Below are 23,709 nucleotides of genomic sequence, written 5' to 3' on the forward strand. Positions count from 1 at the left end.
TTTGAGGGCTGTAGTTCAAAGAGTTGCACAAGCATCCGTAACTATTTCTGATAATATTGTTGCGCAAATAGAAAAAGGACTTCTGGTTTTCTTGGGTATTTCAAAGAGCGATCAAGAATCAGATATTAGCTGGATGGCTGATAAGATTGTAAATCTGAGAATTTTCGAAGACGAACAAAATAAAATGAATAAATCTTTATTAGATGTTATGGGTGATGTGCTTGTTGTTTCTCAATTTACTTTATTTGGTGACTGTAGAAAAGGGAGGAGGCCATCCTTCACTGATTCGGCAACTCCCGAGAAGGCTAAAGTTCTTTACGATGAGTTTCTTTCATACCTTAAAGAAAAATATCCTATAAACGTTCAACAAGGTGAGTTTCAAGCTCATATGAAAGTAAATATTATCAACGATGGTCCAGTGACTTTACTTTTAGATTCACAGAAACTATTTTGAATAAATAAAATATCATTTGATCGGAGGGATTTTATGAAAGAAATAGAAGTTACCGTTTTCGTCTATAACGAGGATCCATTTGAAGCCCACATTTCATCTGAAGGTGTTGAATCAGGAGTTAATCAATCTAATGTGCATAAAATATATTTAGGTTACGAAAAACCTCAAAAAGGTGTTGTTGTTAAATTCAAGCTACCTAACGGCGAAAAGAAATACGTTAGGGGTGAATAGATAACTCTATCTCTTTTATAATTTCACTAATATCAATTGGAGAGAAATGTAATATATCTTTTTTTATTGATTTAAATGTATTGATAAAATATTTATTTTGGTTTCCAGTACTTATTTCTAGGGAACATTCTATTAGTGCAGCTATTAAATCCGATGTTTTCACATATGCTCCATAATCATTTTCAAAAGGAGTATATATATATTTTTCAAGTTTTTTAACCTTTTCTTTCAATACTCTTTTATGAATGTACCAATCTTTAATGAAGTCTTTTTCTATCTCACCAATTATTTCTTCTAATCCACTTACTTTTCTTTTAGTTGGGCTTATCACGTCACCTGTAAATGCTTCAGGCAAATCATGTAGTATTGAAGCAATCATAATATCGTAAATTTCTTTCATTTGTAAATTAGCTTTTAGAGCTAAAAGGTAAGAGATTAAAAAAACGAAAAAGGTATGTGAAGCTACAGAACTTTTGATATTTCTATGATTTTTGTTCCATCTTATCATAGTTACCAGTCTGGTTGATATTTCTAATAACTCATTTGCTAATTCTTCTATTTCTTTTTTATCTTGTATATCCATATTTTTTATTTTCGTTTGGTTTTTTATTTTAGGTTCTTTGTAATATTCGGGAAAGACTCTTTCGTTAATACTGGCTTCTTTTTGGGCGACAAGGAGGTTTATCATCCTTACTTTCTTTTCAGTTTCTTCATCAAAAGTATAATGAATTAATAGTTTTGGGCTAATATTGCTATCAAAATTTGATTCTACTTCTTTATAGGTTTTGTTAATCACTTCATCCCAAAGTTTTTTGCCTTTTTCTTCAATTTTGCTTTTGGTAGCCAATGATATGTCTGATAATACTATTTTAGGAATCGCTTCATATATTTTGTTGTGCAGTATTTTTACCAATTTTTCTTCTGAGTCGTCAGAAAATACAAATAAACTTAAAAGAAGATTGTTGTATATGTTGTCAGATTCGCTAAATCTTACAATTGCAGGATTATTATTCCATCTGTAAACTGTAAACAAATTAGAACTTTCTAAAAGAAAATTGCCAATGTTCATTCGCTCACCTTCTTAAATTTATCAAATATTTTTTGAGGTGTTTTGATTTTCGCATTTCTTAATTATTTTAACACATTTTTTAATTCATGATTATTTGAATTGATGGTATAATTTATTATGTGCTTAGAACAGTGGAAAGAGAAAGGGGTTTATAAGTGAAAAGTATTTTCATAGCCGGCATTTCTGGATCGATTGGTCAACAAGCTTTAGAAGTATTAAATAGCGGTTGGTTTAAAGACAACTTCAAGATTGTAGGGGGTTCCGTTTATAAAAGTTGGGATAAATTGAAAGAAGCAATTAATAAAAACAATTTGATTAGTGTTGGGATAGTTGAAAATAATGAAAATATTCCTAAAACTTTTAATGGATGTCGAGTTTTTACTGGTGTAGATGCTGTTGAAAGGAGCATGGAGTTTTGTAATCCTGATTATTCTCTAATTGCTACTTCTGGTTTTTCTGGTGTTAAAAACACCTTAAAGGCTTTAGAGGTTTCCCAGCGAATATGTTTGGCAAATAAGGAATCGATTGTGTGTGGTGGCAATTATGTTTTGGATTATGCTACCAATCTAAAAAAAGAGATAATTCCAATTGATAGTGAACATAGTGCAATATTTCAACTTTTAATGGGAGAATCCTCGACCCCTGAAAAAATTATATTAACGGCTAGCGGTGGTGCTTTAAGAGATTACCCTGTTGAAGCCCTTGAAAATGTTTCAGTGAAGGAAGTGTTGAACCATCCTGTTTGGTCGATGGGAAAAAGAATAACCGTTGATTCAGCCTCGATGGTAAATAAGTCTCTCGAATTATTTGAAGCTTATTATTTATTCAAAATAAACAATATCGAGGTAGCCATTAATAGAAACAGTAGAATTCATTCTATGGTTCAATTTTCTGATGGAGTAATTAAGATGCATTATGGAGTAGCTGATATGAAAATTCCAATAGCTTTTTCGATTTCTTATCCGGAACGGAATTTTGTTTTTGAAAAACCTGATTTATTTTCGGAGAAGATACGGTTCGAAAGAGTAGATTTTGATAAGTATCCCTCTTTGAAATTAGCTTATAGCATTCTTGGGAATGCCCCTTTACAGAATTCATTTAATGCTGCCGATGAGATTGCAGTGGATAGTTTTTTAAACGGTCTAATTAAATTTGGAGATATTTATCGTATTATATACAAAACGGTAAATGAGATGCAAATTCAGTTTTCATTTGCCAATAGCTTGAGTTTTAATAATTATAATGATATACTTAAAGTGGATAAAATCAGTAGAAATATAGCGAAAAAATATATTATGGAGGTTACCGAATGACCGTTCTATTATCAATTATTTGGTTTTTGATTATTATATCCGTTATTGTAGTTGTTCATGAATTTGGGCATTTTATTTTTGCAAAAATTTTCAAGACGAGAGTGGAGGAGTTCTCTATTGGATTTGGACCCGCATTATTCAAAATTCCAGGTAAAGAAACTACCTTTCGATTCAATATTGTTCCTTTGGGTGGCTATGTAAGATTGGCTGGTGAAGAGGTATTAGAAGAGGGTTACGAGGATACTGATCCTGCACTGTTTTACAATAAGAAACCTTTTCAGAAATTTTTGATTGCTTTTGCAGGACCTTTGTTTTCTTTTCTTTTAGGTTATTTCCTTTTTGTGGGAATAGCTGGTGCTTACGGTTTTCCAGAGGTAATGGTTGAAAGAGTTGGAAGAGACAGCATCGCTCTCCAAGCAGGTCTTGAACCAGGTGATATCATTAAAAAAGCAAATGGTGATTATGTATTTAATCCATCTATTTTAGAGTTGGAAATAGCTTCTGGGAAACCATTAGAGTTAACTGTTATAAGAAATGGGGAAGAAGTAAATGTTACATTAAACCCTGAACTTACCAATGAGAGGGCAATTTTTACTTTACAAGGAATCGAAGATACGGAATTTCTCACTTTGAAAAATAAAGAAATTGTTTCACTAAATGGTGAAGAAGATTTATATATAGTTATGAGTCGACTGGAAAGTGGTGATCCGATAGAGATACAGTTAGAAGATGGAACTATTATTGAAGGTAAATTATCTCAATATTCGTATTTCCCACCTACGTATGAAACAGGTATTGTGTATGCTACTTTTTCAAATGTTATCGCAGAAGGGGGACTTCCTCATGGCAATAGCGGAAGCAATGCTTTTCAACCGGGAGATAAAATAATTGAAATTAACGGAGTAGACATTAATAATGGGTCTGATTTGCAAAATTTAATTTATCGAACCCAATTGAATACAGGAGAATTAATGTTCGCTGTTTCTGGTAAAGAAATTATTAATGAATATAAGCCTTTTAAAGATAATACACTTGAGGTGCTAGTAGAGAGAAACGGACAAACAATTAATATTAATCTAGCCAAAGAAGAATTTTTAGATTTCATAGTTCAACCGGGAGTTTTAGAGGCGCCCTACGAAAATTGGCATCCCAAAGGTGTTGAGGCTCTTACTGTTCCAATTCAATGGGCAAATAATTTAATCTCATTAACATTCAGATCTTTTGGACAGTTATTCACTGGAAGGATGAGTGCCGATCAAATAGCAGGTCCCGTTGGAGCAGCTGCTATAATAGGGCAGGCAGCAATGGTTGGATTCGATGCCATTTTAAATTTAACCGCTTTGATAACTATCAGTTTAGGAGTTTTTAATTTGATTCCAATACCTGGTTTAGATGGAGGCAGAATCGTTTTTTCTATTTATGAAATGATAACTAGAAAAAGGGTAAGTCCAAAAGTCGAGGCTATAGTGAATACTATAGGATTTTTATTCTTAATATTTCTGATGATCTTCGTCACTTATAACGATATAATGAGATTTTTCTAATGAGGTGTCCTAAATGTTCTCACAAAAAGTAGTAGATGTTGGTGGCATTAAAATTGGTGGGAAGTACCCCATCGTTATTCAAAGTATGACGAATACAGATACAACACATATTGAGAAGACTCTGCTTCAAATTGAACGATTGAAAAACTCTGGTGCCCAGATTGTAAGGGTATCGGTGAGAAGTAAGGATGACATTCAACCTTTTGGTGAGATCGTAAAGAAATCTCAAGTACCTTTAGTTGCAGATATTCATTTTGATTACAGGTTAGCAATAGAATCTATTAAGGCTGGTGCTTCGAAAGTTAGAATAAACCCAGGCAATATTGGTTCAGATGTTAAAGTACGAGAAATAGTTAAAGTTGCTAAGGAGTACAACGTCCCGGTAAGAGTCGGATCTAATTCTGGTTCGATAGCCAAAGAATTTTCAGATTTACCCAGACATAAAGCGTTGGCTGAAAGTGCTTTAAAAGAGGTTAGATTATTAGAAAAAGAAGGTTTTTACGATATTGTCGTCTCTGTCAAATCTGTTGATGCAAAAGAAACCTTCGTAGCCAATCGATATCTTTCACAGTTGATTCCTTATCCTTTTCATATAGGCGTTACTGAAGCCGGGGTTTTTGAAGACGCAGTTATATTGTCATCAGCAGGTTTGGGTTCTTTACTTATAAACGACATAGGAGATACCATTAGAATATCCATAAGCGGAGATCCGATCAAAGAAGTTGAATTAGCAAAAGATTTATTAATAGCCTTAGGTTTAAGAAAAGGGGTAAGAGTGATAGCCTGTCCAACTTGCGCAAGGACAGAGATTGATGTTGAAGGGTTAGCCTACGAGGTAAAAAAAATTTTAAAAGATAAAGAGGTTAAAAAAAATATTACGGTAGCGGTTATGGGGTGTGTTGTTAATGGTCCAGGTGAAGCTAAACATTCTGATATAGCCATAGTTGGGACCAAAAATGCTTCAGCGGCTATTTTTTTGAAAGGAGAACTTTTCGGGACAATTAAAAGAAGTGAGATAAAAGAGAAACTTTTTGAAATTATAGAAGAGGTTCAGAATTCTTAATTGAAGAAGGTAATATGATATGGAGATAGATCCTATCACCCGAGAAAAAACTGACAAAGAGTTGAAAAAAAGAAAAATAAAAAAATCAAAAGATCAAGATTTTACTGCTTCTGAGGTAAAAGAAAAAGAAGGATTTTTTGATGTACTAGTTGATACAAATATAAAAATCAGCGAAAATGAGTTAAGGAGATTAATTGATAATATTCTTAAACTAGGAAATAACTTTGTGAAATCTCCAACTCAATCTAATCTAAGAGGTTATAGGAATGCTATCAAAGATTTTCTTAAAAGATTAGAAAAACATTGGTATGTGATAAAAAACGATCTTGATTTTAAAAACGCAACACCTCAGCTGCATATGGTTGCTGAAGTAGTTGATAGTAAACTCATGGAATTGACTGATATGATTTTAAAAAGAGAGAAAAATACATTAGTATATGCATCAAAAATTGACGAAATAAATGGATTGATTCTAGATTTATACAAATAAGGCATAGTATAGAAGGTGTTTCTTTTGAGTAATTCGTTTTTTTATGATACAATAGAAAAAATTCAATCAAAAATAGATGATATAAAAGCCACTTCCATGTGTTTTGTTTCTGAAGATAATTTCATTTTGTATAATTTCAGAGACAACCTATTAAATTCTGTTTCAGCCTTCAATAAGTTAGATACCTTAATTATAAAACCTGTTGGTGGCAATATAAAAATAGAGCAAGTTAGGGATGTAGAAGAGTTTTTAATGTATAAACCTAACTATGCAAAGGTGAAGGTTGTTTTTTTTGAGGATATAGATAGATTGAATATAGAAGCAGCAAACGCTGCGCTCAAATTAATTGAGGAACCTCCTGAATACGCCTTGGTATTTGGGGCTACTACTAGGTGGAATTATTTGTTACCCACTTTAAAAAGTCGTTTTATAAGGTATGATCTTTCGATTCCCTCAGTTTTGATTGAGAATATTAATAGCAAATATGGGGAGATAGCAATTTATTTCAATTTTTTTCGTTATTATGATTCAAGGGTTCTATTATTTTTGAATGAGGAAGAAACTGATGTTTCTAGAATTAAAGAAGTAGTAGAAAGGATAGTAAACTCTTCAGCTAAAAATGTTGATGAATTGTTAAGCAATTTCAAATTGTCGCTCGATTTTCCGGAAAATAAATTAAAATTTTCTCTTTCTTATTATAAATTATGGAATATATTAATAAATTCAAACGATAAAGAGTTCTTTTATCTGATAAAAAATATTAGCAAAATAAAAAATGATGTAGAAAATTTGTCTTTTTTACGTAATATATCCACCTTAGGTGCGATTCTTTTGAGAGACGCTATGGTTTTTTTGAATTCTTCCAAGTGGAAATATTTTTGGAATAATTCGTTAGTTTACTTCTTTGGATTAAATGAACATATCGTTGATGTTGATATAGAGCAAATCAAAGATACGGTTTCATATATGAACAGGATATCTACGATGAGAGTAGCTAACTTTAACTTTGAAATGGAAACATTTACTCATTTTTTTAGAATTAAGAGATGCTTTATTAAAGCAATTAAATAAGAACAATGGGAGTGAAATCTTTTGATAGATCTAAAAGCTGAAGTGTATGGGGTGGAACTGGAAAAATTAGGTTCTATCCATTATTATAATTATTTAGGAATCGAAAAAATCAATATATTTGACTATGTTTTAGTTCAAACTGAAAATGGAATAGAAGTTGGAAGGATTGTTTTAGGACCTGTTACCATGAGTTTTGAAGAAATTGGATATGAACCTAATTCGATAATTAGAAAGGTTGGAGATGAAGACAAAAAGCAATTAGAGGAAAATGTTCAAAAGGCTAAAGAAGTGACACAATATGCAAAACAAATGGTTAATGAATTAGGGTTAAAAATGAGGATTCTTGATGCCGCTTTTACCTTTGATAGATCAAAATTGGTAATTTACTTTGGTGCCGATGTCAGAATAGATTTTAGAGAATTGGTAAAGATATTAGCTAAAAGGTACAAAACAAGAATCGAACTTAAGCAAGTAGGAGCCAGGGATGAAGTAAAGAAGATTGGATCAATTGGTTTATGTGGTCAAGAAGCTTGTTGTAGTAGATTTTTGAGAGATTTTTCTTCTATAAAGATGGAACTGGCTAAAACGCAACAGATGATGATAAACACCGCTAAAATCTCAGGCAGATGTGGGAAACTTCTTTGTTGTTTGAAATATGAGAATGACTTCTATAAAGAGGTCCTTAAAAATGTTCCAAATGAGAATACTACAATAGAATACGAAGGGAAGCCAGCCAGAGTTGTAACTGTCAACGTGTTCTTAAAAGAAGTCTCACTACAGGTAATAGAAGAAAATCAACCTATCTTAATCAAGGTTCCTTTTTCTTATTTCAACAGCGGTAATTCTTAAATTCAACTGCTTCCGTCTAACGACGGAAGCGGAAAGCCTGTGAGCAGATAGTTGAGATTATTGCAAAGAAAGGATGAATATGGATATTTAATATCCTGAAAGGAGTGAGAAAAACTACTGCATTCCTTTCATTAGTGAAATAGGTAGTCTGCCGCAGTAGTTTTTCATGATCATATGAGAACAATAGCAGCTGTATTCATAACAATTGGTGTTTTATTTATTATAATGGGGTTGATGTTTGCATTTAATATAAAACTCGGAAGGCTCCCAGGAGATATAATAATAAAAAGAGAAAATTTCGTTTTATATATTCCTATTACGACCATGCTCATTGTAAGTGGATTGATCACATTGTTATCAATTATCATTCGCAGATTTTTTTAATGCGAGATCTAAATTTTTTGGAGGTGGATTCATTGAAAAAAAGTTTAAAAGAACTAAAAGGCTTATCATCAGTTGCAAGAGGAGATATATTGAAGATGACTACTGTGGCTAATTCTGGTCATCCCGCAGGATCTATGTCATCAATTGACATGTTTTTATCGGTATTGAATAGGGCAAATATATTTCCGGAAGATCCTTTCAATCCAGATAGAGATAGGATTGTGGTTAGTCATGGTCACACTTCCCCTGGTTTTTATGTGGCTTTAGCAAGGATGGGCTTTATTGACATTGAAGAAGTTATTTCAGGATTCAGATATGCCGGCAGTATATTTGAAGGGCATGTTACCCGTGGGATACCAGGTGTCGAGTGGTCAACAGGGAATTTAGGTCAAGGTTTATCAGCTGGAATAGGAATGGCTTTGGCAGCAAAGAAGAGGAAAAAAGACTATAGAGTTTACGTTTTTAGTAGTGATGGAGAAAGTTCAAAAGGTCAAATCGCTGAAGCTAGAAGAACTGCGATAAAAGAAGGCCTAAATAACCTAATTGTATTACTTGATTACAACGATATTCAAATATCTGGAAGAGCTAGAGATATATTATCCGTAAATATAGTTGGAGAATATGAAGCAGCTGGTTGGAATGTAATAGAAATCGATGGTCACAATTTCGAGCAGATCAATAAGGCATTAGAAGTAGCTGAAAATGAGCCGCTAAGGCCAACTGTGATTGTAGCAAAAACGATTATAGGAAAAGGGGTTTCTTTTATGGAAAACACCCCAACCTATCACGGTAAAGCACTCACTAAAGAACAGTTAAATAAGGCTTTAGAAGAATTAGGTTTAGAAAACGATGTGGAAAAGTATATCGAAAAAAGAAAAAATATGACCTTAACTAGGGAAAAAATAAATTATCCAAATATTGAATTAAAGGTTGAAACTGGACAACCTATAGTGTATGAAAAGGGAGAAAAGGTAGCTAATCGTAACGCTTTTGGGAACGCTATTGCTGATCTTGCAAAACTGAACATGGCTAACTTTCCAGTAGCTGCAATTGATTGTGATTTGAAACCATCCGTTAAATTGGAAAAATTCGAAAAAGTCAATCCTGAGGGTTACATCCAAATTGGTATTGAGGAACATAACGCTGCTACCATTGGGGGTGCGTTATCTGTTAATGGAGTCTTGACTTTTTTCGCTGATTTTGGGGTATTTGGTTTGGATGAGACATTTAATCAGCAAAGATTAAACGATATTAATCACACTAATTTAAAGACCGTTGTGACTCACTGTGGTATCGATGTAGGAGAGGATGGCAAGACACATCATGAAGTCAATTATATTGGGGTAGTCAGAAGTTTATACCATACTAAACTGATCGTACCTTGTGATGCCAATCAAACTGATAAAGCGATTAGGTACGCTGCAAAAGTTCCTGGTAACTTTGTGATTGCTATGGGAAGATCCAGCTTGCCAATTTTGTTGGATGAAGAGGGTAACGTTTATTACGATAACGGTTATAACTTCGAATATGGGAAGTTGGATATTTTTAGGAAAGGTAAAGATCTAACAGTATTCACATACGGAAGCTTTGCTCATTTAGCGGTGGAAGCAGCTGATAAGTTGAAAGAAGAAGATATTCATATTACAGTAATTGGCGTACCGACTCCTTTAGATTTTGACCTTACTAATGTTAAAGAATTTGTAGACAATACTATTGTGTTAACTTTAGAAGATCACAACATAGAAAATGGTTTGTCAAATGAACTGTCAAAAGCGATGATCAAAAATTCTTTGAAACCTTCTTATTTTGAACCTATGGGATTAAGAGAATATGCTCCCTCTGGAACGATCAAAGATTTGCTAAAAGTTCATGGATTTGACGTAGAGTCATTGGTAAAAAAAATGAAAGGATTAATTGAAAACAAATGAGGTATGAGGATAATTTAAAATTGACTTTGCAAGAGGAACAAACTGTAAAAAAGGCAAAAAATGACCTTCTTCTGCCACCGTGTGTGAAAGAAAGCTTATTGTTTGAAGCATTGTGTCATAAATCATACGTTTTCGATAGCGAAAATATTCAAAGAAGACTTGATTCTAACGAAAGGTTGGAATTTCTCGGAGATGCAGTATTGGAGTTAGTTATCTCCGAGTTTCTTTACAATAATTATTACCTCTCCGAAGGTGAAATGTCAAAGGCAAGGGCTATTATAGGAAGCGAGATTATTTTAGCAGAAGTTGCTTTAAAGTTGGGGTTAGATGATTTTATTTTTTTAAGTAAGGGTGAAGACAAACAAGGTGGAAGAAGGAAAAAGTCAATTTTATCGGATGCTATGGAAGCTCTATTTGCTTGTATATATATGAGCTGTGGTTATGAAAAGACGAAGAGGTATATTATAAAAAACATGAAAGAATACATTGAGAACGCTGTTGAAGGGAATATTTTTCTCGATTATAAAACGAAGTTACAAGAATTAACTCAAGAAAAAACAAAAAAATTGCCTGAATACGTCTTATTAAGTGCTTCTGGGCCATCACATATGAAAAGATACAAGGTGGCCGTCAAATTAGATGATGAGATACTTGGAATAGGTGAAGGTTTTTCAAAAAAATTTGCCGAGCAATTAGCAGCAAAAATCGCTTGTGAGAAGTTTTTGAACTCTACTGGTGGAAATGATGACATTGATTAAAGAAATTGAATTCGTTATTTTAAAGAACACCTCTTCAGTATCATTAACAGGGAATTATTGCTATCTGAACTGCAAACATTGTGGTCGCCATTATCTAAATAATATGGCCAGGGTAAAAGATATGAAAAATTTAGTAAATAAAGGGTTCACTTCTTTTTTAATTAGTGGTGGATTATTAACCGATGGAAAGGTTCCAATTACTATTTTTGCAGATACACTATATACTCTAAAAACCAAATATAATTTGAAATACAACGTACATACTGGCTATGTGGATGAAAAAGATATCCATGTTTTAAAAAAGATCGCGGATACTGTATCTTTTGACCTAGTTGGAGAACAGCAAACTGTAAGAGAGGTTTATGGAAAATTTGATTATGATAAGATGTGGACTTCTTTCGAATTACTTGTAAAGAATGATTTTGTCGTTAAACCACATATTACCATAGGCTTGAATAAAGGAGAATTCTCTCATGAACAAAAAGCAATTGAAAAACTAAAAAAATTTGGAGATCGAATAGATGAAATTATATTTCTAGTTTTTATACCCACCGTTGGAACTGAATTCCATTCTTATCAACCTCCAAAAGTGACGGAAGTTGTTTCTTTTCTTTCAAAGGTAAGAAAAGATTTTCAACATAAAAAGTTAACGCTAGGTTGTATGCATCCAAAGGGGAAATATAGAGAAGATCTTCAAACCAATCTTTTAGGTATTGTAAATAAAATTGTTCAACCTATTGGCAAAGTTATCGAAAAAGCCGAAAGAGAAAATTACCAGATTAGTTATAGTTACGAATGTTGTGCTTTCCCTTCTGATTGCCGCCTTGTGCAATAGGCTTTTTGCTGATCTGTGCAAAATGATGTTTTTTGCAGCCTTGTGCAAAATGGTTTTAATAATGTTTTAGAAGTAACATCCTCAATCTCATATGCGAAGCAAAAGTGTTTGGGGATCTTAAGGGGGAACCCCTGTTTGCGTTACTGTGCAAACGATGTTTTTTGCAGCCTTGTGCAAAATGGTTTTAATAATGTTTTAGAAGTAACATCCTCAATCTCATATGCGAAGCAAAAGTGTTTGGGGATCTTAAGGGGGAACCCCTTAACGTTCGATAATAGTGGAGGTATATTATAAGATGGAAATTTTACCTTCTTACATGAAGTTATACGAGTCAGGTGAACTTCATAAAAGACGTAATTATTTGATGAAACGATTAGAAAAATGTGATCTTTGCCCTCGGCAGTGTAAAGTAAATAGGTTAACAAATGTTGGAACTTGTAGGGTCGGGAACGAAATAAAAATTTCCGAGTATGTTCTTTATCCTGGAGAAGAGCCTGTATTGCAAGGAGAAAATGGTGCAGGTGGTATTTTCTTTAGCAATTGTACGATGAGGTGTGTTTATTGTCAGAATTTTAATTTTAGTCAACTGGGTTTCGGAAAGAACATTTCAACAATCGACTTAGCAGAAATTTTCTTAAAATTACAGAATGAAATGAAGGCTGCTAATTTGGATTTGGTAACTGCCACCCCATACTTACCTTTTATTTTTGATGCTTTGATATATGCAATAGAACGAGGATTTCGATTACCCATTGTATGGAATACTTCCTCTTATGAAAACATTGAAACTTTGAAGCTGATGGAGGATGTCGTTGATATATATTTGGCTGATATAAGGTATACTAGTAATATCGTTGGTAAACGATATTCAGGGGTAAAAGATTATTGGAGTAATGTCCAAATAGCTATTAAAGAGATGCATCGTCAGATTGGTGAAACTTTTATAGTAGATGAAAAGTCTAACATTTTGAAAAAAGGAATAATAATTCGTATTCTAGTTTTACCCAATCTAATAAACCAAGCGAAAGAAGCCTTAAAATTCTTAAAGTATGAAATTTCCGAAAAGATACATATCAGTTTAATGGACCAGTACGTTCCGGTTTATAAGGCAAAAAATTATAAAAAATTATCAAGATATTTATACAAATCAGAATATCAGGAAGTAGTCGACTATTTGTATGAATTAGGATTTAAAAATGGTTGGATTCAGACTCATAATTTAAAAGAAAACAATGAAGTTTTTTCAACGTCACAATAAACGTTGGTGACTATCAGAGGGGTGATTTCATGAAAGAAGTAGAACTGATGCGATACGTTGTTGATCAGTTACAAGATGGAGTAATGGCCATAGATGAAAGGGAAAGAATTTTTTACATAAACGACTCCGCCTGTAGGATTTTAGGAGTTGATAAAGAAAAAATAATTGGACAAAATGTAGTTGAAAATGTTCCAAATACAAGATTGCACATTGTTTTAAGAACCGGGGAACCAGAATACGACAAATTACAAAGTTTAGGGGATAAAGTTATTTTAACTTCCCGTATCCCTATAAAAAATGATAATAATGAAACTATCGCTGTTGCCGCTGTTTTCAGAGATATTACCACATTACAAAAGTTAGCCGAAGAGATTACTAATCTAAGAGAAATGGAAGCACTTTTAACTTCTATAATTGATTCTACCTCAGATGCCATTTCTGTGGCTGATCAAGAAGGTCGTGTTACCATGGTCAACAGAGCTTATACAAGAATCACAGGACTAACACCGAGAGAGGTCATTGGTAAGCCTGCCACTATAGATTTGGCAGAAGGTGAAAGTTTACATATTCAATGTGCAAGAGAGAAAAAACCTATATACAATGTAAGAAAAAAATTAGCTACGAACAAAAAAGAAGTAGTAGCAAGCGTCACCCCACTTTTTGTTAAAAATGAGTTTAAAGGAAGTGTCGCCGTTATTCATGATATTTCTGAGATTCAAAGATTAATAAACGAGCTTGAAGCAACAAAAAGGATGCTAAAAAAAGAGAGTGCCACCCACACCTTCGACGATTTAGTGGTTAAATCTGAAATTATGAAAGATGTAATAGCTCAAGCAAGTAAAGTAGCATCAGTAGACGTGGATCTTTTATTAATAGGCGAATTTGGAGTAGGAAAAGAGGTTCTAGCACAAGCTATTCACAACGCAAGTGCAAGGAAAGAGGGGCCGTATCTAAAATTAAATTTTTCTTTGATTTCAAAAGAAAGACAAGAAGAGTACCTTTTTGGGGAAAATAGTTATTTGGTACGAGCGAATGAAGGGACCCTTTTTTTGGAAAATATTGATCTGATGGATATAGAAATGCAGAGAAAACTTTTAGCCTTTCTTAAAGACAACGTTTTCGATACGAATTATTACGATTTTGTTCCTGATGTTAGGTTTATTTTTGCAACCACAGAAGATTTAAAGATTCTTTCTGGTTTGGGGAAATTTTCTAAAGAGCTTTTATACAAAATTTCAGTAGTAAGTATAGAAGTTCCATCATTAAGAGAAAGAAAAGAAGACATTCCTGAACTGGCTCAACAACTATTACATAGTCTAAATAGAAAGTATGGAAGAATAGTTTATGGATTTACTGAAGATGCCTTGAATAAATTAAAGAATTATTCGTGGCCAGGAAACATAAGAGAGTTGGAAAACGTAATTGACCGGGCCATGTTGGCAATGGACAACAGCGATTCCATAGTAACTTCCACACACATTCCCGATTTGATAGAAAACGTTGAAGAAGTTAAAGGAACGCTTAAAGAAATGACTGAAGACTTCGAGAAGAAGATAATTATAGAAGTACTTGAAGCAAGCCACGGTAATAAAACAGAAGTTGCCCGTAAACTGGGTTTAACTGTGAGAAATCTTTATTATAAGCTGGATAGATACGGCATCAAGTAAGGTTTAATGTGAATGGGGGGATGAACATTGAAATTTGAATTTCGTCTAGAACGGTTGAAAGATCTAAAAAAAATTTTAGAAGATAACGCAAGAATAGAATTGGGTAAAAAAAGTAAACAAAGGCAGTTAGTTGAAGACGAAATTAATCAGATCAGTAATAAGATCGATACCTTTTCAACAGAATTTATAAAAGAGGTAAAAGATACTATCTCAATTACTAAACTATCAAATATGGTAGAGTATAAAAATTATTTAAATGAGCAATTATCACAACTACGTTTAGTGTTACAAGAAAAGTTACAAGAAGAAGAAATGGCACGACAAAATTATTTAAAGGCCAAAAACGAAAAAGATATTCTTCAAAAACTTAAAGATAAAAGATTTGACGAATTTAAAATTCGGGAAAAGAGGGCCGATATAAAAGAATTAGATGAAATTGCAAGATTAAACCATCAACCAAGGGAGGAGAATTATGAATAAGATCAAAGTTTTGTTCTTATGTTCGAGAAATTCTGCAAGAAGTCAGATGGCTCAGGCGTTTTTGAAGAAATACGGAGATGATAAGTTCGAGGCTTACAGTGCTGGTTTAGAAGCAAGTGAAATTCATCCTTTGACCATAAAAGTCATGGAAGAGAAAGGAATATCTATGGACGGGCAATACTCAAAGAGTTTGGACATATACTTGAACGATAGGTTTGGTTTTTTAATAACTGTCTGCTCCAAAGCAGAAAAAGAATGTCCTTTTTTCCCTGGCGTTAGTATAAGACTATACTGGCCCTTTGATGATCCAGCCAGTGCTCAAGGTTCTGAAGAAGAACAATTAGAAGTATTTCGAAAGGTAAGAGATCAAATAGAAAAAAAGGTAATTGATTTTGTGGAAAATACTGATAAATACTCCAATATAAAAGATAATTTTCGAGTGTAAATACCTTTTTGTATTTACTTTATTTTTCAAAGAATTAACCTTCAGCTAAAGTTTGTTTGTTATAATGAATTCATAACAAAATTAATAAAGAAGAAACCTCTTTCTGTATAATGCCGATAATATGGTTCGGCAGTTTCTACCAAACAGCCGTAAACTGTTTGACTACAGTAAGGGGGGTTGAGATTTTTACATCAACATCCTACCTCTCTTCTGTAGAAGAGGTAGGATTTTTTATTTTGACATTTTAAAAAAGGAGAGATAACTTTGAGTAAGAAAGTCCTTTTGATATCTGGAAGTCAATCGGATGAGATTTTTGTAAAAACTGCCATTGACCTCTTTGAAGAATGGAAAATGAGTTACGATTACAAAGTGTTTAGTGCTCACAGGAATTTGAAAGAGCTAAGCAAATTTATTGAAGAACTTCCCAGTAACGAGTATAGTGTCATAATAGCTGTTGCCGGTCTTTCTGCTGCCTTGCCTGGTGTAATCGCTTCATTAACCAACCTCCCCGTTATTGGTGTCCCTAGAGATGTAGGTCCTTTAAATGGAATAGATGCATTACTTTCTATGGTACAGATGCCCAGTGGGGTGCCTGTTGCAACTATGGGAATTGGAAGTAGTGGGATGAAAAATGCAGCATACTTTGCAAAAAGGTTGATAGAAGGTGAAAAAGATGGAAGATAAGAAAAATTTTGAGCTTTTATACGAAGGGAAAGCCAAAAAAGTATACAAGTTCGATGAGCAGAAGTTATTGATAAAATTTAAAGACGATGTCACAGCGTTCAACGGATTAAAAAAAGATCAGATACTTAACAAAGGTAAAATTAACAAAAAAATTTCTAAGTTTTTCTTTGAAATGTTGAATAAGGAAGGAATAAATACCCATTACATCAACGATTACGATGAAAACTCTTTCGTTGCAAAATGGACAGATTTAATTCCTCTTGAGGTTATAGTTAGAAATTACACTGCCGGTAGTTTTTGTAAGAGATACGGTGTGAAAAAAGGCTTGATATTTGATTATCCTTTAATTGAATTTTCTTTAAAAAATGACGAGTTAGGTGATCCCATGATCACCAAAGATGCTGTCCTTCTTTTGAAGGTTACCACAGAAGACATATTGGATGAAATCACTTCAATTTCTAAAAAAGTCAACGATATTTTGAGTGATTATTTAAAATCTAAAGGAATTATTTTGGTGGATTTTAAATTAGAGTTCGGAATCAGTAAAAACGATAATAAAGTTACGTTGATAGATGAGATTTCACCTGATACATGCCGTTTTTGGGACGCAAATACTATGGAATCCCTTGACAAAGATGTGTATAGGGAAGAAAAGGGAGATCTACTAAACGCCTACGAAGTATTGCTTGGGAGGTTGGATATATGATTAAGGAGGAACAGAAAACTTTCCGATTTGAAGTAAAAGTAAAGTTAAGAGAAGGAATTTTAGACCCACAGGGAGCTACTACTTTCAAGGTTTTAAGAAGGTTGAATTACAACGTTGAAAGTGTAAGATTTGGAAAAAGTATAGAATTAGACATAAAAGAAGATAGCTATGAAACAGCCAAAGATAAAGCTAAAGAAATAGCGTATAAAATTTTAACCAATCCTGTTTTAGAAGATTTTGAAATCATCGATTTGAATAGGAAGTGAACAGTGTGAAGAATGTAAATTCGTTAACTGCTGGAATTATAGTTTTCCCTGGTTCAAACTGTGATAGAGATGCAAATTTTGCTTTGACGATTAACGGTTTTGATACGAAATATATATGGCATGATTTTAATCAATTATTGGATTTCGATTTAGTTTTTATTCCAGGAGGATTTTCCTATGGAGATTATTTAAGAGTGGGAGCATTGGCAAGATTTTCTCCAGTAATGAAATCTGTTGAGAAGTATATATTAAACAAAAGAGGATTGGTTTTAGGGGTTTGTAATGGCTTTCAGATCCTCACAGAAGCAGGAATATTACCCGGAGTATTAACCGTTAACACGTCTCATAGATTCATATGTAAGGATGTTGAAGTTGAGGTCATAAATTATGATACGCCATTTATTAATAACGTTCAAAAAAAGATTTTAACTTTACCTATAGCCCACAAGGAAGGCCGTTATATAGTTAACGATAACAAACTTAATCCTAAAAATATTTTATTAAAGTATAAAGAGAATCCCAACGGTTCATTTGATGATGTAGCAGGCATAACAAATGAAGAATACAATGTCTTTGGTTTAATGCCTCACCCAGAAAGAGCTTGTCATAGCGTATTAGGTAATGAGGACGGCAATTACATTTTTCAATCTATCAGGAGGTATTTGACTAGTGCAGAATCAATTAACAATTAAAGAGATAGCGTTGGAATTAGGTATTTCAGGTGAAGAATTTGATCTTATAGAAGAAAAGTTGGGGAGATTACCCAACGAATTTGAAACGCACCTTTTTTCTGCCCAATGGTCTGAACATTGTGGTTACAAACATTCTAAACATTATATAAAAAAAATTAATGAATCTTATGAAAGCGAAAATGCGGGATACGTTCAAATTGGAGGAAAATCTGTTGTTTTTAAGGTCGAAAGTCACAACCATCCCTCTGCTGTAGAACCTTATCAAGGGGCAGCCACTGGTATTGGTGGGATAGTTAGAGACATATTGGCTATGGGAGCAAGGCCCATAGCACTTTTAGATTCGCTGAAATTTGGTAATATTTCTGATCCAAAGGTGAAGAACATTTTCGAAGGTGTTGTTTCAGGTATAAGTGACTATGGAAATTCTATTGGTGTCCCAACGGTAGGTGGAGAGACTTCATTCAATAAAATATATTCAACAAACCCTTTGGTAAACGTAATGTGCGTCGGTGTTGCTGGCAAAAATCATTTGGCATCTTCCCACGCGGATGGACCTGATAAACTTCTTGTATATGTAGGATCTAGAACCGGACGTGATGGAATCCATGGGGCCTCTTTTGCATCAAAAAAATTGAGTGGAAAAGATGACAGACCTTCAGTCCAAGTTGGAGATCCTTTTACCGAAAAGAATCTAATCGAAGCGACACTTGAGATACTGAAAATAAAAGGGGTAAGGGCTTGTCAAGATATGGGAGCTGCCGGTGTTCTTAGCTCTACTTCTGAAATGGCTTATAAGGGTGGAGTTGGTTGTGAACTTTATTTAGATAATATACCGAAAAGGCAAGAGGATATAGAACCTTGGGAAATAATGCTTTCTGAATCTCAAGAGAGGATGCTTTTTTTGGTTAATCCTGGTACAGAGAAAAAAGTAGAAGACGTCTGTAAAAAATACTTAATCGATTTTGCAATTATCGGAAGGACAATTTCTACCCCTCATTACGTTGTGAAAGAAAATAACAAAGGCAAGATTCTTGCTGATCTTCCAATAGAGATCTTAGTTAACGCCCCTGAATATTTTAGAAACAATACCACTCCTTCAACTTATATATTGAACAAAGCAAAAAAATACCCAAAAACAAAGATAAAAGATATAGATAAAATATTAAAAATATTGTTGTCAAACCACAATATATCTAGTAAAAAATGGATATATCAACAGTATGATTATAAAGTTGGAACAAATACAATATTGATACCAGAACAAGCCGATAGTGCGGTACTATGGTTAAAAAACACTCATAAAGCTATAGCTGTAACGATTGATAGCAACGAACTTTACACCTATTTAGATCCATTTGAGGGTACCAAGAACGTTGTATACGAAACCGCTAGGAATCTGATCTCAGTGGGTGCAAAACCTTTAGCTATCACAGACAACCTTAATTTTGGTGATCCTGATGATCCCGAAGTATCATGGCAATTTGAAAAAAGTATTGAAGGTTTGATTGAAGCTTCAAAAGAACTTTCTACCCCAGTGGTTAGTGGTAACGTTAGTTTTTACAATTCGTATCATGAAACATCAATTTTTCCTACGCCTGTGATCGGTATGATTGGGGAAATTAAAGATATAAAAAAAATAGTTAATTTAAAATTCAAAGATTGTGGTGATTTAGTATATTTAATTGGAAAAACAGATATCAATATTGATAAGATAGGTGGAAGTCTTTATTTAAAAGTTCTTGAAGGTTTTGTGGGTGGAGAAATCGACTTTGTAAATCCAATGTATGAAAGATATTTGCAAAACTTTATATTGGATCTGATAGAAAAAGGTATTTTAAAAAGTGTGCATGATGTTTCAAAAGGAGGTTTACTCATTGCTTTAGCGGTGTCATGTATATTGAGTAATCGTGGTTTTAAAGGTATTTTAGATACTTCCATAGAAGAACTTTTCGGAGAAAATCAGGGTAGGTTCATTGTATCTGTTAGTAGAAAAGATTCCTATACTTTTGAAGATATTGCTAAATCATCTAACATCAACGTTAAAAAATTGGGAGAGATAAAATCCAGTGATGAAGGAATTGATATCGGCAGCGTTTGTTTTGATTTAAAAGAGCTGAGAAACATTTATTTTGATAGTATTTCAAAAAGTGTGGAGGAATAATAGAATGTTGATGGAAAATTGTGGTTTGTTTGCCGCATATTCAAAGGCAGAAAAGTACAACGTAAGTAGCAGAATTGTTGAAGGTCTTTTGGCACTTCAACATAGAGGCCAAGAATCTGCAGGGATCTCTGTATCAGATGGCACTAAGATTACAACTTATAAGGGTAAAGGCGTAGTCAATAGAGTTTTCGGGGGCGGTGTATCAAAAAAAATTAACGGTTATTTTGGGATCGGGCACGTAAGATATTCAACGAAAGGTCTCTCTAATTTCACAAATGCTCAACCGCTTACTATAAAATATAAAAATGAATTTTTTTCGATAGCGCACAACGGTCAAATAGAAAATGGCCCTGAATTGAGAGAGAACTACGAGGATCAAGGTTCCATATTTATGACAACCTCAGATACGGAACTTTTCCCCCATCTTTTAGTTAATAAACTAAAAGGCTCTCCTTCAAGATGGAATAGCAAAGAAATAGGTAAGGCAATCACTGAAAATATCTCTCCTTCTTACTCTCTACTTTTTCTTTTCAAAGATAAAATCATTGCTTTTAGAGATCCTTTCGGATACAGGCCTTTAAGTATTTGTGAAACCGAAAATGGAATTTACGTAGCCTCAGAAGACAGTGCTTTCAAATTTTTCCCACTTAGAAACGCTAAAATTAGAGAAATAAAGCCCGGTGAATTAATTGAAATAAAGGATGGAAAGATTAAAAGTCATGTAATATCTTCGAATAGTCTTAATAAGTTTTGTTTTTTTGAACATGTTTACTTCGCAAGGCCCGATTCAAATATATTTGGTGATAATGTGCACTTAATGCGTGAAAAATTAGGAGAGCTGTGCGCAAAAGAGAATCCTATCGATGCTGATATAGTTGTTCCAGTTATGGATAGTGGTTTTTCTGCTGCTTTAGGATATTCAAAAGCATCTGGTATTCCGTTAGAAATGGGGCTAATGAGAAATAAGTATGTTGGAAGAACTTTTATCGACCCCGATTTGCAAGAAAGAAAGTTGGGAGTTAGACGTAAACTTTTACCTGTTAAAGAAGTTATAGATAACAAAAGAGTTATTTTAATTGATGATTCTATCGTCAGAGGAACAACGATGAAACATATAGTGAAGATGCTAAGGGAGAATGGCGCTAAACAAGTTCATATAGGAATAGCCTCTCCAATGGTTGTTAATACATGCCATTGGGGGGTTGATATTCCTACGAAAGAAGAATTAATCTGCGCAACTAAAACGGTTGAAGAAATTAGAGAAATTCTTAATGCAGACTCTCTTAATTTTATTACTTTGGAGAATTTACTTGCTTCTTTAGGTGAAAAGGGAAAGAATTATTGTTTTCACTGTTTTATAAAAGATTAAAATTTTTAAAATGGGTGGGGAGCGGGATCAAGGGGCAAAATCCCCTTTTATCTTTTTGGGTGGGCTGCGGGGCGAAGGGGCGCTAACTAAGACTAGACAAGGCTTACAAGAAAACCATGCAAACAATTAATTCACTAAATATTTAGTTTTAAAAGGGTCACAGGGCGGAGCCCTCCACCCACCAGGGTCTAAGGGACCGCAGGTCCTTTCCCAAAAAGGGTGGGCAGCTGGGCGAAGGGGAGCAAATTTCATAGAAGACACTATAACCAAAATTGGGAGGCAATTTATGTTTTATAAAAACTCTGGTGTAGATATAGACAAAGCTAACGAATCAATTAAAGAAATCCGATCGTTTATAGGTTCCAATATAGGTGCATATGCGGGGATATTTCCTCTGAAAGATGAAATATCCAATTATAAAAACCCTTGTTTAGTAGCTACTTCTGATGGAATAGGTACAAAGCTTCAATTGTTAAGAAAGTATGAAAGATGGGATATAGCCGCCCAAGATTTAGTGGCAATGAATTTAAACGATTTGGTTTGCGTGGGGGCAAAGCCTTTATTTTTCTTAGACTATTTCTCTACATCAAACTTAAACAAAAATAATTTTGTCTCTTTTATTCGACATTTAAAAAATATTTTAGATGAATATGAGTGTGTTCTTTTAGGCGGAGAAACTGCCGAATTGCCAAGTGTTTTTAAAAACGAGAGTGAAGATATCGCTGGTTTCGCTGTTGGAATAGTTGAAAAAGATCACATATTCGATTATTCAAAGATAGTGTCAGGTGATAAGCTTATTGGTCTTTCTTCATCCGGGATACATTCAAATGGCTATTCTTTGGTTAGAAAATTACTGGATGAAAGAAAAATTCCCTTCACGGAAGAACTTTTAAACCCTACAAGAATATATGTTAAACAAACTTTAACGTTGCTTAATTATATAAAAGGTGCCGCCCATATAACGGGTGGGGGAATAATCGATAACTTGCCCAGAATAATTCCTGATGGTTTTTGCGCAGAGATAAAGGTTAATTGGGAGACTCCTTCTATCTTTGAAAGTATCAAACAATCAGGTGTCTCTGATGAAGAAATGTTCAAAACCTTCAACATGGGTATCGGTATGATATATGTTGCTCCTGAAGATAATCTTTCTGAAGTTACAAAAATATTGGAATCTGTTTTGAGGGAAGATTTTTTCATTATTGGAGAAGTGAAATCGGCAAACGATTCAAACCAAAAAGTTAAGATCCTTTGATGAACAAATTTATTAGGAGCGATATACTGTGAAAAAGATAGTAATTTTAGCCTCAAGTAACGGGACAAATTTTGAAGTTATATGTAAATACTTTTCGAAATCTTCCAAAATTAGTATAATTAAATTGATAACGGATAACAAGAAAGCTCAGGTGGTAGAAAGGGCAAAAAGATTGGGAATAGATTATGAAATAATAGATTATGGCACTTTCAAATCAAAAAAAGAGTACAATGATTATCTTTTTAATCGTTTAAAAGATCTAGATTTTGATCTAATGGTACTAGCAGGATACATGAGAATATTACCAAGCTATATAGTTAGATATTATGCCAATAAAATAATAAACATTCATCCTTCTCTTTTACCGAAATACCCTGGTTTACGTTCAATAGAAAGAGCGTATAATAATAAAGAAGAATATACAGGAATAACAATTCATTACGTAGAAGAGAAAGTTGATACTGGGAAAATCATATTACAAAAAAAGTTAAGACTAGACAAAAATTGGGATCTTGTAAAGTTGGAGGAAGAAATTCATAAGTTAGAGCATCACTATTATCCCCAAGTAATTGAGAAACTCTTGAACAATTCTTGCGAAAATAGAAAATAGTATAGACTCTTAGATAGACTGAGAGGCAAGGCACTGATTCCTTTTCTTATATGGGTGGGGAGCGGGACGAAGCCATATTCCTTTATCCTTATGGGTGGGCTGCGGGGCGAAGGGGCGCTAAAGTAAG

General features: G+C 33.6%; 25 protein-coding genes and 1 riboswitch. Of the genes, 24 read left to right on the forward strand and 1 reads right to left on the reverse strand.

Going from position 1 to position 23,709, the window contains the following annotated elements; translation table 11 throughout:
- Position 1 precedes the first annotated feature (1 nt).
- Together dtd and X928_RS02080 are read left to right on the forward strand one after the other, a co-directional pair.
- On the forward strand, positions 2–454 hold the full coding sequence (gene dtd / locus X928_RS02075) for a D-aminoacyl-tRNA deacylase (RefSeq protein ID WP_103076899.1): 453 nt from the start codon (positions 2–4) through the stop codon (positions 452–454).
- Between the two features lie 33 nt (positions 455–487).
- Positions 488–685, forward strand: coding sequence for a hypothetical protein (locus X928_RS02080; protein WP_103076900.1), 198 nt, complete (start codon positions 488–490; stop codon positions 683–685).
- On the opposite strand, the gene X928_RS02085 is transcribed toward X928_RS02080, so the two are convergent.
- Positions 672–1,754, reverse strand: coding sequence for an HD domain-containing protein (locus tag X928_RS02085; protein WP_103078254.1), 1,083 nt, complete (start codon positions 1,752–1,754; stop codon positions 672–674). The genes X928_RS02080 and X928_RS02085 overlap by 14 nt on opposite strands.
- 155 nt (positions 1,755–1,909) lie before the next feature.
- Between X928_RS02085 and dxr the strand changes: the two genes are divergently transcribed.
- The 22 genes from dxr to purN all read left to right on the forward strand — a co-directional run bounded on the left by dxr (position 1,910) and on the right by purN (position 23,582).
- Positions 1,910–3,067, forward strand: coding sequence for a 1-deoxy-D-xylulose-5-phosphate reductoisomerase (dxr, locus tag X928_RS02090; protein WP_103078255.1), 1,158 nt, complete (start codon positions 1,910–1,912; stop codon positions 3,065–3,067).
- Positions 3,064–4,611 (forward strand): site-2 protease family protein, encoded by a 1,548-nt coding sequence (locus X928_RS02095; protein WP_103078256.1) that lies wholly within the window; start codon positions 3,064–3,066, stop codon positions 4,609–4,611. Before dxr ends, X928_RS02095 begins: the two co-directional genes overlap by 4 nt.
- Before the next feature lie 13 nt (positions 4,612–4,624).
- Complete coding sequence (ispG, locus tag X928_RS02100; RefSeq protein ID WP_103078257.1) at positions 4,625–5,674, forward strand: flavodoxin-dependent (E)-4-hydroxy-3-methylbut-2-enyl-diphosphate synthase; 1,050 nt, start codon at positions 4,625–4,627, stop codon at positions 5,672–5,674.
- 19 nt (positions 5,675–5,693) lie between these two features.
- Positions 5,694–6,164 carry a YaaR family protein gene (locus X928_RS02105; RefSeq protein ID WP_103078258.1) on the forward strand — a complete coding sequence of 157 codons (471 nt, stop codon included), beginning with the start codon at positions 5,694–5,696 and terminating at the stop codon, positions 6,162–6,164.
- Positions 6,165–6,188: 24 nt separating this feature from the next.
- A complete protein-coding gene (locus X928_RS02110) occupies positions 6,189–7,235 on the forward strand; it encodes a hypothetical protein (RefSeq protein ID WP_103078259.1) in 1,047 nt (348 codons plus the stop codon).
- A 21-nt stretch (positions 7,236–7,256) separates the two neighbouring features.
- Positions 7,257–8,084, forward strand: coding sequence for a PSP1 domain-containing protein (locus X928_RS02115; protein WP_103078260.1), 828 nt, complete (start codon positions 7,257–7,259; stop codon positions 8,082–8,084).
- 234 nt (positions 8,085–8,318) lie between these two features.
- Positions 8,319–8,468 (forward strand): DUF2905 domain-containing protein, encoded by a 150-nt coding sequence (locus tag X928_RS02120; protein WP_245857152.1) that lies wholly within the window; start codon positions 8,319–8,321, stop codon positions 8,466–8,468.
- Positions 8,468–10,396, forward strand: coding sequence for a transketolase (locus tag X928_RS02125; protein ID WP_169926269.1), 1,929 nt, complete (start codon positions 8,468–8,470; stop codon positions 10,394–10,396). The genes X928_RS02120 and X928_RS02125 overlap by 1 nt, the downstream gene beginning before the upstream one ends.
- 20 nt (positions 10,397–10,416) lie before the next feature.
- The gene (rnc, locus tag X928_RS02130; RefSeq protein WP_245857150.1) at positions 10,417–11,154 is read left to right on the forward strand and encodes a ribonuclease III; all 738 of its coding nucleotides are present in this window, start codon (positions 10,417–10,419) and stop codon (positions 11,152–11,154) included.
- A complete protein-coding gene (gene lipS1, locus X928_RS02135) occupies positions 11,141–11,989 on the forward strand; it encodes a LipS1 family lipoyl synthase (protein ID WP_103078264.1) in 849 nt (282 codons plus the stop codon). Before rnc ends, lipS1 begins: the two co-directional genes overlap by 14 nt.
- A gap of 295 nt (positions 11,990–12,284) precedes the next feature.
- Positions 12,285–13,247, forward strand: a complete 963-nt coding sequence (locus tag X928_RS02140) for a radical SAM protein (protein ID WP_103078265.1) — start codon at positions 12,285–12,287, stop codon at positions 13,245–13,247.
- A 29-nt stretch (positions 13,248–13,276) separates the two neighbouring features.
- Positions 13,277–14,914, forward strand: a complete 1,638-nt coding sequence (locus tag X928_RS02145) for a sigma-54 interaction domain-containing protein (RefSeq protein WP_103078266.1) — start codon at positions 13,277–13,279, stop codon at positions 14,912–14,914.
- Positions 14,915–14,941: 27 nt separating this feature from the next.
- Positions 14,942–15,394, forward strand: coding sequence for a flagellar export protein FliJ (fliJ, locus tag X928_RS02150; protein ID WP_103078267.1), 453 nt, complete (start codon positions 14,942–14,944; stop codon positions 15,392–15,394).
- Positions 15,387–15,839: an arsenate reductase ArsC gene (locus X928_RS02155; RefSeq protein ID WP_103078268.1), complete on the forward strand. Its 453-nt coding sequence runs from the start codon at positions 15,387–15,389 to the stop codon at positions 15,837–15,839. Before fliJ ends, X928_RS02155 begins: the two co-directional genes overlap by 8 nt.
- 83 nt (positions 15,840–15,922) lie before the next feature.
- Positions 15,923–16,024, forward strand: a riboswitch (purine riboswitch).
- A gap of 79 nt (positions 16,025–16,103) precedes the next feature.
- A complete protein-coding gene (locus X928_RS02160; protein WP_103078269.1) occupies positions 16,104–16,523 on the forward strand; it encodes a 5-(carboxyamino)imidazole ribonucleotide mutase in 420 nt (139 codons plus the stop codon).
- On the forward strand, positions 16,513–17,229 hold the full coding sequence (gene purC, locus X928_RS02165) for a phosphoribosylaminoimidazolesuccinocarboxamide synthase (protein WP_103078270.1): 717 nt from the start codon (positions 16,513–16,515) through the stop codon (positions 17,227–17,229). Before X928_RS02160 ends, purC begins: the two co-directional genes overlap by 11 nt.
- Positions 17,226–17,495: a phosphoribosylformylglycinamidine synthase subunit PurS gene (gene purS, locus X928_RS02170; protein ID WP_103078271.1), complete on the forward strand. Its 270-nt coding sequence runs from the start codon at positions 17,226–17,228 to the stop codon at positions 17,493–17,495. The genes purC and purS overlap by 4 nt, the downstream gene beginning before the upstream one ends.
- Before the next feature lie 5 nt (positions 17,496–17,500).
- Positions 17,501–18,187, forward strand: coding sequence for a phosphoribosylformylglycinamidine synthase subunit PurQ (purQ, locus tag X928_RS02175; protein ID WP_103078272.1), 687 nt, complete (start codon positions 17,501–17,503; stop codon positions 18,185–18,187).
- Positions 18,165–20,348 carry a phosphoribosylformylglycinamidine synthase subunit PurL gene (purL, locus tag X928_RS02180; RefSeq protein ID WP_103078273.1) on the forward strand — a complete coding sequence of 728 codons (2,184 nt, stop codon included), beginning with the start codon at positions 18,165–18,167 and terminating at the stop codon, positions 20,346–20,348. Before purQ ends, purL begins: the two co-directional genes overlap by 23 nt.
- A 4-nt stretch (positions 20,349–20,352) precedes the next feature.
- Positions 20,353–21,717 (forward strand): amidophosphoribosyltransferase, encoded by a 1,365-nt coding sequence (gene purF, locus X928_RS02185; RefSeq protein WP_103078274.1) that lies wholly within the window; start codon positions 20,353–20,355, stop codon positions 21,715–21,717.
- Positions 21,718–22,003: 286 nt separating this feature from the next.
- Positions 22,004–22,972, forward strand: a complete 969-nt coding sequence (gene purM, locus X928_RS02190; protein ID WP_103078275.1) for a phosphoribosylformylglycinamidine cyclo-ligase — start codon at positions 22,004–22,006, stop codon at positions 22,970–22,972.
- Positions 22,973–23,000: 28 nt separating this feature from the next.
- Complete coding sequence (gene purN, locus X928_RS02195) at positions 23,001–23,582, forward strand: phosphoribosylglycinamide formyltransferase (RefSeq protein ID WP_103078276.1); 582 nt, start codon at positions 23,001–23,003, stop codon at positions 23,580–23,582.
- Positions 23,583–23,709: the final 127 nt, after the last annotated feature.

The organism is Petrotoga miotherma DSM 10691, assembly GCF_002895605.1.
Classification (GTDB): Bacteria; Thermotogota; Thermotogae; order Petrotogales; family Petrotogaceae; genus Petrotoga; species Petrotoga miotherma.

Excerpts from the sequence above, each read along its gene's own strand:
- X928_RS02155 (WP_103078268.1), top strand. The coding sequence starts at position 15,387 with ATGAATAAGATCAAAGTTTTGTTCTTATGTTCGAGAAATTCTGCAAGA.
- ispG (WP_103078257.1), top strand. The coding sequence starts at position 4,625 with ATGTTCTCACAAAAAGTAGTAGATGTTGGTGGCATTAAAATTGGTGGG.
- X928_RS02120 (WP_245857152.1), top strand. The coding sequence starts at position 8,319 with ATGTTTGCATTTAATATAAAACTCGGAAGGCTCCCAGGAGATATAATA.
- X928_RS02095 (WP_103078256.1), top strand. The coding sequence starts at position 3,064 with ATGACCGTTCTATTATCAATTATTTGGTTTTTGATTATTATATCCGTT.
- X928_RS02080 (WP_103076900.1), top strand. The coding sequence starts at position 488 with ATGAAAGAAATAGAAGTTACCGTTTTCGTCTATAACGAGGATCCATTT.
- purF (WP_103078274.1), top strand. The coding sequence starts at position 20,353 with ATGTTGATGGAAAATTGTGGTTTGTTTGCCGCATATTCAAAGGCAGAA.
- purC (WP_103078270.1), top strand. The coding sequence starts at position 16,513 with ATGGAAGATAAGAAAAATTTTGAGCTTTTATACGAAGGGAAAGCCAAA.
- X928_RS02145 (WP_103078266.1), top strand. The coding sequence starts at position 13,277 with ATGAAAGAAGTAGAACTGATGCGATACGTTGTTGATCAGTTACAAGAT.
- X928_RS02105 (WP_103078258.1), top strand. The coding sequence starts at position 5,694 with ATGGAGATAGATCCTATCACCCGAGAAAAAACTGACAAAGAGTTGAAA.
- X928_RS02140 (WP_103078265.1), top strand. The coding sequence starts at position 12,285 with ATGGAAATTTTACCTTCTTACATGAAGTTATACGAGTCAGGTGAACTT.
- purS (WP_103078271.1), top strand. The coding sequence starts at position 17,226 with ATGATTAAGGAGGAACAGAAAACTTTCCGATTTGAAGTAAAAGTAAAG.
- X928_RS02085 (WP_103078254.1), bottom strand. The coding sequence starts at position 1,754 with ATGAACATTGGCAATTTTCTTTTAGAAAGTTCTAATTTGTTTACAGTT.
- lipS1 (WP_103078264.1), top strand. The coding sequence starts at position 11,141 with ATGACATTGATTAAAGAAATTGAATTCGTTATTTTAAAGAACACCTCT.
- purM (WP_103078275.1), top strand. The coding sequence starts at position 22,004 with ATGTTTTATAAAAACTCTGGTGTAGATATAGACAAAGCTAACGAATCA.
- X928_RS02125 (WP_169926269.1), top strand. The coding sequence starts at position 8,468 with ATGCGAGATCTAAATTTTTTGGAGGTGGATTCATTGAAAAAAAGTTTA.